We start from the raw sequence: 11,667 nt of genomic DNA, 5'->3' as shown, positions 1-11,667 counted from the left end.
TTTTACTCCTAACAAAAACAAGAAACTCGGTCAAACTTTGGTATCGACGGAAGGTTTAGGGGCTGCTAATTTTCAGGACACGTTCTTTTCAGGACACGGCGCCGGCCCCCACGAGTGCGGGCGCCTCCGCCCGTGCGGGCGAAGCCAGGCTCCGGCGCCATTTGGTGAAGAGCCTGGGCTGGTTCATTCCCAGGACCGCCACCGGCTCGTCTCCGCGGTAGTACACGGCGAGGAAGCTGTGTTCCTGGGGATCCCCTGCCTCAACCTCGAGGCGGTCGTAGCCGGCGGAGTGCCCCGCGAACTGAATCTTGACGCCGTGCTGGTCGGACCAGAAGTAGGCGGGCTTGGCAGGCTGATCGGGGGCGTCGGAGTCCAGCAAGGCCCGGACAGCCAGCGCCGCGCGCTCCAGAGCGCCGGTCCAGTGCTCGACCCGGCGGTGGAATCCGGCCGTAGGGTCGAACCATGCGGCGCAGTCTCCCACGGCGACGATCCCCGGAATGTTGGTGCGGCCCATGGCGTCACAGACGATGCCCGGGTTCAGCTCGAGCCCGGAACCGGACAGCCAGTCTGTGTTGGGCTCCGCGCCAATGCCGATCACCACCACGTCAGCAGCCACGTACCCGCCGCCGGCAAGGCGCAGCCCGGTGACGTTCCCTTCGCAGCTGTAGAAGTCCTCTATGGTGGCGGACGAGATCAGCTCCACGCCGTTTGCTGCGTGCAGCCCGGCCACCACTGCTCCCATCTCCGCCCCGAGCTGACCGGCGAAGGGCACGGGCTTGGTGTCGATCATGGTGACTTCCATGCCACGGGACACCGCGGCGGAGGCCACCTCTGCACCGACGAAACCGGCACCGACGACGGCCATCCTGCTTCCGGGCAGCAGCTCGGGGGCAAGGGCCTGGGCATCGGCAAGCGTCCGCAGTGAGAACACGTTGCTCAGTCCCGCCAGAGCGGGCAGCTGGCGCGCGCGTGCGCCTGTGGCTATGACAATGCCGTCCGCCTGAATTACCTGGCCGTCCTTCAAACGGATGCTGCGTGATTCGGCGTCCAGGGAAACAGCGCCTCCTCCAAGCAGCCACTCTGCCTGCAGCTCGTCGGCTTCGGATTCCAGGTACAGGTCCTCTGCGGTGATTGCACCGAGCAGGAAATCTTTGGACAGCGGCGGCCTGTCGTAGGGCCGGTGCGGCTCATCGCCGATCACCACAAGCCGCCCGGTGAAACCTTGGGCGCGGGCGGCCCTGGCGGCTGAGAGGCCAGCCAGGGAGGCCCCCACAATTGCAAGCGTCTCCATTGACACCACAGCCTCCTTCAATTGCTTCTTACGCAACATGAATCGTTATATGCAACAGCGTGATCCATGCCACGGCGGCTGTCAAGGGCCGCCCTTAACTAAGGGGCCGACAGTCGCAACAGAGCAGAAACCCTTGACAACGGTCTGTGACCTGGCGCACGCTGTTGCTTATCGCGATTGCTGTTGTTGATTACGGAACTTAGCGCTCGCACCATCAGCACTACCAAGAAGAAGAGGTCCCTCCATGCACAAGGCATGCCCACTCAGTGAACTGGCACCAGGGGAAGCGCTCCGCCTGAACACGGCTCCTCCCATCGCCGTCTTCCACACCGAGGAGGGCGAGCTCTTTGCCATTGATGACACATGCACCCACCAGGACGCCTCGCTGGCCGACGGCTGGGTCGAGGACTGCTGGGTCGAATGCCCGCTCCATGCCTCCCGCTTTAACCTGCGCACGGGAGGCGTGGACGCCCCGCCGGCCAAGCTTCCGGTCCGCACCCATGAAGTAACAGTGATCGACGGCGACATCATGATCACCGAATCCACCGAGGTCCCCAACCTCCCCCCTGGCCTGACAGTGGACGGCCACATCTAAGCAAGCCCATGAATCCGAGCAAAGGAATTCCTCATGGCCCCCAATAGCGACACCCGATATAGCAGCGACAACCTCAGCAGCGAACCCAATCTCGACAGCGACGGCAACGCCGCGAAAGACCCCTTTTCTTCAGAGCTCCGGCCCCTAGGCGTCGACGAAGCCGCCCTGGACGGGCCGATGGACCCGGATCCGCTTCCGGACCCCATGGATGAGCTGGAAGACTACGAACAGATCCTGCAGGAGCTTCGCCAGACGAAGACTGAGCAGGCTGTGACCGAACGCCGCCACGGCAAGCTCACCCTTGACAAAGTTACCTTCGGGATCACGGGCGCCATCGCCGTCGCCTTTGTGGTCTGGGGTTTCGTTGGGCGGGACAGCCTCTCCGACACCTCCACAAGTGTCCTGAACTGGGTCATGGAGTACACCGGCTGGCTCTTTATGGTCACCGCCTCGCTCTTTGTGATCTTCGTCCTGTGGCTGGCTCTGGGTAAGTTCGGCAACATCCCGCTGGGCAAGGACGGCGAAAAGCCGGAATTCCGGACCGTCTCCTGGGTCTCCATGATGTTCGCCGCCGGCATGGGCATCGGGCTCATGTTCTACGGCGTGGCGGAACCGCTCTATCACTTCGTTTCGCCGCCGCCCGGAACCGTGGACGGCCGCACCCCGGATGCCATCCAGACCGCCATGGCCACCTCCATCTTCCACTGGACCCTGCACCCCTGGGCCATGTACGCCGTCGTGGGAATCGCCATGGCCTACGGCACCTACCGTCTGGGCCGCAAGCAACTCATCTCCGCGGCCTTCACCTCACTCTTCGGCATCAGGATGGTCGAAGGGCCGGTCGGGAAGTTCATCAACATCCTCGCCATCTTCGCCACCCTCTTCGGCACCGCAGCATCGTTGGGCCTCGGCACCCTGCAGATCGGCAGCGGCATGACCTCCAACGGCTGGTTCGGCGAAATCGGCACGCCGGTCCTCGTGGTGATCGTCGCCATCCTGACGGCCTGCTTCGTCGCCTCGGCCGTCTCCGGCATCAGCCGCGGCATCCAATGGCTCTCCAACATCAACATGGTCCTGGCCGTCATCCTGGCACTCATCGTCTTCGTCGCCGGCCCCACCCTGTTCATCCTGAACCTGATTCCTTCGGCGGTCGGCGACTACGCCCGCGACCTGGCGGAAATGTCCACGCGGACAGAAGCCGTGGGAGACGAAGCCCTGCGCACGTGGATGTCCGGCTGGACCATCTTCTACTGGGCCTGGTGGCTCTCCTGGACGCCGTTCGTGGGCCTGTTCATCGCGCGCATCAGCCGCGGCCGCACCATCCGCCAGTTCGTCACCGGCGTCCTGCTGGTCCCCAGCGTCGTCAGCGTCATCTGGTTCGGCATCTTCGGCGGAGCCGCCTTCCACGTCCAGCAGGAAGCCGACAAGGCCAACACCCCCGGCCTGGTCACCATGGTCGATGGGACACCGACCGTCAACTTCGACGGCGCCCTCTTCGACCTGGTCAAGAACCTGAGCATGCCCGACTGGCTCACCGCAGCCGTCATCGTCCTGGCCATGGTCCTGGTAGCGATCTTCTTTGTCACCGGCGCCGACGCGGCCTCGATCGTGATGGGATCCCTCAGCTCCAACGGCGCCGAGCACCCCCGCCGCGGAGTGGTCATCTTCTGGGGCAGCCTCACCGGCGCCGTGGCCGCAGTCATGCTGCTGGCCGGCGGCGACAAACCGTCCGAAGCCCTGGCCGGCCTCCAGCGGATCACCATCGTTGCCGCCCTGCCGTTCGTCATAGTCATGCTGCTGCTCTGTTTCGCGCTCGCCAAGGACCTGCGCCGCGATCCACTGGCCCTGCGGCGCCGGCTCGCCACAACCGTCGTCGAGCGGGCCATCCGCACCGGCGTCGACCAGCACGGCGGCGTCCAGTTCGACCTTGTCACCAAGCATGAATGCGGCGAACGCTGCACCAGCGATGCCCGCTGTCCCGGCGATGCCAGCGTCGTCACCCCCAACTAGGAGACAATTGTGACCACAACCCTTGAAGGCCGTCCCGCGGGTGCCGCAACGGCAGTCACAGCCGAGGCCGCCTCCGCGCGCTCCCTGGCCAAGACCCGCACGGCGGAGTTCGTCCTCACGCTGGCCTGCCCGGAACGGCCCGGCATCGTGCGGGCAGTCACCGCCTTCCTGGCCGACCGCGGCTTCGACATCGTCGAGCACCAGCAGTTCGATGACCATGTCAGCGGAAAGCTCTACCTGCGGACGGCCTTCAGGGGCAGCAGCACCGAAACCCGTGATCGGGCACATCGGGATTTCACGGGCGCCTATGAGCCCAACCAGCAGACCGCGGAGAACCTCACGGACGAGTTTGCGCCCACCGCCTCCGAGTTCGGCATGGATTTCACCTTTCACGACGGGCGGCCGCCGCGCCTGCTGGTCATGGTCTCGAAATTCGGCCACTGCCTGAACGACCTGATCTACCGCTGGCGGGCCGGCAGCCTGGGGGCGGAGATCGCCGTCGTGGTTTCCAACCACGAGGACCTGCGCGCCATGGCGGAGAACGCCGGGTTGACTTTCATCCACGTTCCGGTGACACCAGGAACCAAGCCAGAGGCCGAGGCGCGGCTGCTGGAACTCGTCAAGGAATACGACGCGGACCTGGTGGTCCTGGCGCGCTACATGCAGGTGCTTTCCGATGGCCTGTGCAATGAACTGCGCGGCCGGGCCATCAATATCCACCATTCCTTCCTGCCCGGCTTCAAGGGCGCCAAGCCATACCACCAGGCCTACGACCGCGGAGTGAAGCTGATCGGGGCCACGGCGCACTATGTGACCGCGGACCTCGATGAGGGGCCGATCATCGAACAGGAAGTCTTCCGCGTGGACCACAGCCTGGATCCGGACGCCCTCGTCACGGTTGGCCGTGACGCCGAATCGCAGGCCCTGTCCCGGGCGGTCAAGTGGCATTGCCAGCACCGCGTCCTGCTCAACAACACCCGCACCGTCGTATTCCGCTAAGCGGACGTCCGCCAAGCCAAACAGGAGAAACATTTTTATGAGCGCATCACCACGCGTCGTCATCATCGGCGCCGGTATTGTCGGCACCAACCTTGCGGATGAACTCGCCAGCCGGGGCTGGAACAACATCACGGTCGTCGAACAGGGCCCGCTGGAGCTTGCCGGCGGCTCCACGTCGCACGCACCCGGACTGGTCTTCCAGACCAACCCGTCGAAGACCATGACGGAGTTCGCCACATACACGGTGGACAAGCTGCTCTCCCTCAGCGCCGACGGAGTGTCCTGCTTCAACCAGGTGGGCGGGCTGGAGCTTGCCACCACCGAAGCCAGGCTGCAGGACCTCAAGCGCAAGCTCGGCTACGCCACCTCCTGGGGCGTTGAAGGCCGGATTATCGACGCTGATGAATGTGAAAAGTACTGGCCGCTGCTGAATAAGGGACAGTTCAGGGACGGGCGCCAAATCCTTGGCGGCCTCCTTGTTCCCTCCGACGGACTCGCCTCCGCGGCCCGGGCGGTGCAGCTGCTGATCAGCCGCGCCCGCGAAGCGGGCGTGACGTTCCTGGGCTCAACTGGCGTCACCGGCATCGAACAGGCCAACGGCAAGGTCACCGGCGTCGAAACCACACAGGGCGTAATTCCCGCGGACATCGTGGTTTCCTGCGCCGGGTTCTGGGGCCGCGAGGTGGGCAAGCTGGTGGGCATGGAAGTGCCGCTGCTGCCGCTCGCCCACCAGTACGTCAAGACCACCGCCCTGGCCGAACAGCAAGGCGTGAACGAGCTGCCCAACGGGGCGCGCTCGCCCATTCTCCGCTACCAGGACAGGGACCTGTACTTCCGCGAGCACGGCGACCGCATCGGCATCGGCAGCTACGCCCACCGCCCCCTCCCCGTCGACATGGAGCTCCTCCCCCGCGTCGCCGCAGACCAGATGTCCGAGCACCGCATGCCCTCCCGCCTGGACTTCACCCTGGAGGACTTCGCTCCGTCCTGGGAAGACTGCCAGGACCTGCTGCCTGCCCTGCACCGGACCCAGATCCAGGACGGCTTCAACGGCATCTTCTCCTTCACCCCCGACGGCGGCCCGCTCATGGGCGAGTCTCCCGAGGTCGAAGGCTTCTTCGTGGCCGAAGCGGTGTGGGTCACACACTCGGCCGGCGTTGCCAAGGCCATGGCCGAACTGCTGGTCGAGGGCCAGCCCCGCACGGACCTGCACGGCTGCGAAATCGAACGGTTCGAAAAGGTCCAGACCAGCGACGAGTACGTCAGCGAAACGTCCCAGCAGAACTTCGTCGAGATCTACGACATCCTGCACCCGCTGCAGCCCAAGGAATCCCCGCGCGACCTGCGCGTGAGCCCGTTCAACGTCCGCCAGAAGGAGCTCGGCGCGTTCTTCCTGGAGTCCGCCGGCTGGGAGCGTCCGCACTGGTTCGAGGCCAACCGCGGCCTGCTGGACGAACTGCCGGCCGAGTGGCAGGCACCGGAGCGCGAATCCTGGGCCGCGATGTTCTCCTCCCCCATCTCCGCAGCCGAAGCGTGGAAGACGCGCACCGCCGTCGGGCTTTACGACATGACGCCGCTGAAGCGGCTCTCGGTGAACGGCCCCGGCGCCCTGGCGCTGCTGCAGCGCCTCAGCACCGGCAACATCACCAAGAAGCCCGGCGCAGTGACGTACTGCCTCCTGCTGGCGGACGACGGCGGCATCCGCAGTGACGTGACCGTGGCCAGGCTTGGGGAGGAGACTTTCCAGCTTGGCGTGAACAGCAACGTGGACTTCGACTACCTCCGGGTGGAGGCCAGGAAGCAGTCGGCCGCCGACCCCAGCCAGTGGGCCCACGTCGCCGACATCACCGGCAGTACCTGCTGCATCGGCCTGTGGGGACCGCTGGCCCGTGAGGTCATCGGCAAGGTCAGCACGGCCGACCTCAGCAACGACGGCCTGAAGTACTTCCGTACCAAGGAAATCTCGGTGGGCGGCATCCCCGTCACTGCTATGCGGCTTTCCTACGTGGGCGAGCTTGGCTGGGAGCTGTACACCACCGCCGAGTACGGCCTGAGGCTCTGGGACCTGCTGTTCGAAGCCGGGCAGGAGCACGGCATCGTCGCGGCCGGCCGTGGCGCCTTCAACAGCATGCGGCTGGAAAAGGGCTACCGGCTGTGGGGCACGGACATGACCTCCGAACACCACCCTTACCAGTCCGGTCTGGGCTTCTCGGTTGCCAAGGACAAGGTGGGCTTCGTGGGCGCCGAGGCACTTGCCGCCCACAAGGAGGAGGCCCCCACCCGGGAGCTCCGCTGCCTGACGGTCGACGACGGCACCTCCATCGTGCTGGGCAAGGAACCCGTGTACGTGGACGGCCTGGCGGCGGGGTACGTCACCAGCGCCGCCTACGGCTACTCCGTACGCACGCCGATCGCCTACGCCTGGCTGCCGGCCGCCGTCTCCGTGGGTGACTCCGTGGAGATCGAATACTTCGGCCGGCGTGTCGCAGCCACCGTTACCGCAGAGCCCCTGTTCGACCCCGGCATGGAACGCCTCCGCGGCTAAGTACCCCTCTCCCCCAACTAGCTCGCAGTTGTTGTCGTTTTGGAGCTTCAGAACGACAACAACTGCGAGCTAGTTTGCGTTGGCCAACTGGCCACAGCCCATAGCCGAGGCCGGTCCGAGCGGGTACAACTGAGTCATGACTACCTCATCCCTGGTGCTCGGCCCGATAATGCGGCACGTGGATGAGACCTCGGCCAGCATCTGGGTGGAAACCCGGGACACTGCCCGCGTAACCGTCCGCGCGGGCAGCAGGAGCTGGGAAGGCCGCACCTTCGCAGTGCACGGCCACCACTACGCCCTGGTGCAGGCGGACGGGCTTGAGCCGGGAGCTGTGGTGCCCTACACCGTGGACATCAACGGAACCCACTCCTGGCCGGATCCGGCCTCGGAATTTCCACCTCCGGTGATCGCCACCCTGAAACCAGGCAGGCCGCTGCGGATGGCCTACGGCTCCTGCCGCACCAGTGTGCCCCATGACGAGTCGGGCAACCGGAGCCACGGTGTCGACTCGCTGCGCGCGTACGCCCTGGCGCTCGCGGCCGGCCGCGGTGAGGCCAGACCGGATCTGGTGGTCTTCCTCGGAGACCAGGTGTACGCAGACTCCACCAGCGAAGAGATGCAGCAGTTCATCCGTGAACGCCGGGACCCCGGTCAACCGCCCGGCGAGGAACTCAAAGACTACGAGGAGTACGCCCACCTCTACCGCCTGGCGTGGTCCGACCCGGCGAACAGGTGGCTGTTGTCCACGGTTCCCACCGCCATGATCTTCGATGACCACGACATCCGCGACGACTGGAACGCCTCCCTGAGCTGGAAAAAGAAGATCGAGGCTACGTCCTGGTGGCACGGGCGGATCGTCGCCGGGCTGTCCTCCTACTGGGTCTACCAGCACCTGGGGAACCTCTCGCCGCAGGAGCGGGCCAAGGATGCGATCTGGCGGCTGATCGCTGCGCACCGGGACGGGGCCGAGCCCGACCTCAGCGCGGAGCTGGACAGTTTTGCAGACCGTGCGGACCAGGACCCGACATCCTACCGGTGGAGCTTCTGCCGGGATTTCGGGGACACGAGACTGATAGTGGTTGACTCCCGTGCCGCCCGTAACCTGGCCCCGGAAGGCCGCGCCCTGCTTGACCAGCCGGAAATGGACTGGCTCGATGACCGGATGCGCGGCGGCTTCCGCCACGTGCTGGTGGCGACGTCGCTGCCGTTTCTGCTGCCGATGGGACTGCACCACGTCGAGTCGTGGAATGAGGCTATTTCCGAAGGTGCCTGGGGCAAGCTCGTGTCCCGGGCCGGAGAGAAGCTGCGGCAGGCGGTGGATCTTGAACACTGGGGCGCCTTCGAAGCAAGCTTCCGGAAGGTGGCTGACATGGCGGTGGAGGTCGCCGACGGCAAGCGGGGCCCGTCCCCTGAGACCGTAACGTTCCTGTCCGGGGACGTGCACTACTCCTACGTCGCGGAGGTGGACCGCTCCTCCGGCAGCCGGATCATGCAGGCCGTGTGTTCTCCCATCCGCAACCCCCTTCCCCGCCTGCTGAGATCCTTCGGGGCCGTCATGTCCTATGGCCTGGCCACCCCGATAGGTGCCTTAGTGGCCCGCTCGGCGCGGGTGCCGGACCCGCCGTTCCGCTGGTCCCGCGTCAGGGGGCCGTGGTTCGACAACAACCTCGCCAGCCTCGAAGTTTCCACGGAAGGACTGAACCTGTGGTGGCAGACCGGCGTGGTGGACGACGGCGACCACCTGCACCCAAGGCTCGAGCGAGTGGCCTCCCTTACCGTGGCTCCGCGGAGTTCGCAGGAGCATGCGGCACGAAGCGGACAAACATCGCCTTGAAGCCCGGTGTGTTCGATTCCCGGGCCACATTGTCCTTGTGCACCAGGGCGTTGGCCTCGGGGAAGTACGCCGCGGCGCAGCCCTTCGCGGTGGGGTAGGCCACGAGCCGGAACTTGTCCGCCTGCCGGTCCTGGCCCCTGAAGGTGCTCACGACGTCCACGAGGTCCCTGTCCTGGAACCCGAGCTCCGTCAGGTCATCGGGGTGGACCAGGATGACGCGGCGGCCGTCGGAGATCCCGCGGTAGCGGTCATCCAGGCCGTAGAACGTGGTGTTGTACTGGTCGTGGCTGCGGATGGTCTGCAGCACCAGGTACCCGTCAGGCGGTATCAGGTATTCCAGCGGGCTGACGGTGAATCGGCCCCGGCCAATATCCGTTTTGAAGGACCGGGTGTCGCGCGGCGGATTCGGCAGCACGAAGCCGTTCTTCGTCCGCACCCGCTTGTTGAAGTCCTCGAACCCCGGAAGGACGCGGGAGATGTGGTCCCGGATCACGTCGTAGTCCTCGGCCATGGCCTTCCAGTCCACGGCGTGGTCCGGGCCGAAGGTGGCTTGGGCCATCCGTGCCACGATCACCGGCTCGGCGAGCAGGTGATCGGACACCGGGGTCAGCCGGCCCTGGGTCGAGTGGACCACGGACATGGAATCCTCCACAGACAGGAACTGGGCGCCCTTGGGGTGCTTGTCGTCCTTGTCCGTCCGGCCCAGCGTGGGAAGGATCAGCGAGGTGCGGCCGTGCACCACGTGGGACCGGTTGGGCTTGGTGGAGATGTGCACGGTCAGCCCGATCCGCTGCATCCCCGCCTCCAGGGTCTCGGTGTCCGAGCAGGCCAGGGAGAAGTTTCCGCCCATGGAGACGAAGACGTCCACCTCGTCGCGCTCGAACGCCTCCATGGCCTCGACGGCGTCGTAGCCGTGGTGCCGCGGCGATTGGATGCCGTACTCGGTATCGAGGGCTTCGAGGAGCCATTCCTTCGGCTTCTCCCAGATGCCCATGGTCCGGTCGCCCTGGACGTTGGAATGTCCGCGCACCGGGCAAGCGCCGGCGCCTGGCTTGCCGAAGTTGCCCTGCAGGAGCAGGACGTTGACCATTTCCTTGATGGTGTCCACCGAGTGCGGCTGCTGCGTCACGCCCAGGGCCCAGCAGAAGATGCTGGCCTTGGACCGGATGAGCATCCCGGCCACGTCCTCGATCTGCTTCCGGTCCAGCCCGGTCGCCTTTTCGGTTTCCTCCCAGTCCAGTTTCCGGCGTGCCTGCCGGTAAGCCTCGAAGCCGTCGGTCTGCGCCTCCACGAAGGAACGGTCGACGACGGTGCCCGGGTTTTGTTCCTCGGCCTCCAGCAGCAGGTGGCCCAGGGCCTGGAACAGTGCCAGGTCCCCGCCCACCTTGATCTGCAGGTATTCATCGGCCAGCGGCGTGCCGCCACCGACCACGCCGGAAACGGTCTGTGGGTCCTTGAAATTGAAGAGGCCTGCCTCCGGCAGCGGGTTCACCGCCACCACCTTGCCGCCCTTGTCCTTGCACTCCTTCAGCGCGGACAGCATGCGGGGGTGGTTGGTGCCCGGGTTCTGCCCCACGACGAAGATCAGCTCGGCGTCGTGGATGTCATCCAGCGACACGGTGCCCTTGCCGATGCCGATGGTCGGATTCAGCGCCGAGCCCGAGGATTCGTGGCACATGTTGGAGCAGTCCGGCAGGTTGTTGGTGCCCAGGGCCCGCGCGAACAGTTGGTACATGTACGCCGTCTCGTTGGCCGTACGGCCGGAGGTGTAGAAGACGCAGCGGTCAGGCGTGCTGGCCCTGATGTGTTCACCGATGAGCTCGAAGGCGTCCGCCCACGAAATCGGCGAATAGTGCGTCTCACCTTCCCGGATCACCACCGGTTCACTGAGCCGGCCCTGGTTGCCCAGCCAGTACTCCGTCTTGTCCGACAGCTCCGCGATCGAGTGCTTCGCCCAGAACTCCGCACCCACCGTCCGCAGCGTGTTCTCCTCCGCCACGGCCTTGGCGCCGTTCTCGCAGAATTCGGCAGCCTTGCGTTTCTTGTCGGATTCCGGCCAGGCGCAGCCCGGGCAGTCGAAACCGCCGCGCTGGTTCAGGCGGAGCAGAGACTGCGCCGTCCGGGCGACGCCGGCCTGGGCCACAGCCCGCTCCAAGGCCACCATCACGGCCTTGACGCCGGCAGCTTCCGTTTTCGGCTTGCCGACGGCGAGGGCGTCCTCGTTGATGTCCGCAACGGGGGCGGGCTGCTTACCGAACTTCATCGTTCCAACTTCCTTACGGGCTAACGCCGTGTTTGTTCACAACGCCCGGCAAGGCGCGCCAGCTTTTCTGGCGCGCCTTCCGGGGTCCTGCTCGATCGGGCAATCCTGTCCTACTGCGAAACTCTGCTTT

Annotated in this window: 7 protein-coding genes; 5 read left to right on the top strand and 2 right to left on the bottom strand. The window is 65.7% G+C overall.

From position 1 onward, the window contains the following. Positions 1 to 88: 88 nt before the first annotated feature. Positions 89 to 1,291, bottom strand: coding sequence for an NAD(P)/FAD-dependent oxidoreductase (locus tag AC6CH3_RS23025; protein ID WP_498134641.1), 1,203 nt, complete (start codon positions 1,289 to 1,291; stop codon positions 89 to 91). Positions 1,292 to 1,535: 244 nt separating this feature from the next. Between AC6CH3_RS23025 and AC6CH3_RS23020 the strand changes: the two genes are divergently transcribed. From AC6CH3_RS23020 to AC6CH3_RS23000, 5 genes are all read left to right on the top strand, one after another. Then, positions 1,536 to 1,886 carry a bifunctional 3-phenylpropionate/cinnamic acid dioxygenase ferredoxin subunit gene (locus tag AC6CH3_RS23020; RefSeq protein ID WP_400581719.1) on the top strand — a complete coding sequence of 117 codons (351 nt, stop codon included), beginning with the start codon at positions 1,536 to 1,538 and terminating at the stop codon, positions 1,884 to 1,886. A 177-nt stretch (positions 1,887 to 2,063) separates the two neighbouring features. Continuing rightward, positions 2,064 to 3,896 (top strand): BCCT family transporter, encoded by a 1,833-nt coding sequence (locus AC6CH3_RS23015; RefSeq protein WP_498134642.1) that lies wholly within the window; start codon positions 2,064 to 2,066, stop codon positions 3,894 to 3,896. A 9-nt stretch (positions 3,897 to 3,905) separates the two neighbouring features. After that, on the top strand, positions 3,906 to 4,895 hold the full coding sequence (purU, locus tag AC6CH3_RS23010; RefSeq protein ID WP_498134640.1) for a formyltetrahydrofolate deformylase: 990 nt from the start codon (positions 3,906 to 3,908) through the stop codon (positions 4,893 to 4,895). A gap of 37 nt (positions 4,896 to 4,932) precedes the next feature. Beyond that, the gene (locus AC6CH3_RS23005) at positions 4,933 to 7,440 is read left to right on the top strand and encodes a GcvT family protein (protein ID WP_498134639.1); all 2,508 of its coding nucleotides are present in this window, start codon (positions 4,933 to 4,935) and stop codon (positions 7,438 to 7,440) included. Between the two features lie 136 nt (positions 7,441 to 7,576). Further along, complete coding sequence (locus AC6CH3_RS23000; RefSeq protein WP_498134638.1) at positions 7,577 to 9,274, top strand: alkaline phosphatase D family protein; 1,698 nt, start codon at positions 7,577 to 7,579, stop codon at positions 9,272 to 9,274. On the opposite strand, the gene AC6CH3_RS22995 is transcribed toward AC6CH3_RS23000, so the two are convergent. Continuing rightward, entirely contained in the window at positions 9,213 to 11,537 is a 2,325-nt protein-coding gene (locus AC6CH3_RS22995; RefSeq protein ID WP_498134637.1) for an FdhF/YdeP family oxidoreductase, read from the bottom strand. The two genes, AC6CH3_RS23000 and AC6CH3_RS22995, sit on opposite strands and share 62 nt — an antisense overlap. Positions 11,538 to 11,667 lie beyond the last annotated feature (130 nt).

This window comes from Arthrobacter sp. GQ119, from assembly GCF_059759125.1.
This window is presented reverse-complemented; position numbering and strand designations above follow the sequence as displayed.

Coding starts and splice junctions, on each gene's coding strand:
- AC6CH3_RS23015 (WP_498134642.1), top strand. CDS start 2,064: ATGGACCCGGATCCGCTTCCGGACCCCATGGATGAGCTGGAAGACTAC.
- AC6CH3_RS23020 (WP_400581719.1), top strand. CDS start 1,536: ATGCACAAGGCATGCCCACTCAGTGAACTGGCACCAGGGGAAGCGCTC.
- AC6CH3_RS23005 (WP_498134639.1), top strand. CDS start 4,933: ATGAGCGCATCACCACGCGTCGTCATCATCGGCGCCGGTATTGTCGGC.
- AC6CH3_RS23000 (WP_498134638.1), top strand. CDS start 7,577: ATGACTACCTCATCCCTGGTGCTCGGCCCGATAATGCGGCACGTGGAT.
- AC6CH3_RS22995 (WP_498134637.1), bottom strand. CDS start 11,537: ATGAAGTTCGGTAAGCAGCCCGCCCCCGTTGCGGACATCAACGAGGAC.
- AC6CH3_RS23025 (WP_498134641.1), bottom strand. CDS start 1,291: ATGGAGACGCTTGCAATTGTGGGGGCCTCCCTGGCTGGCCTCTCAGCC.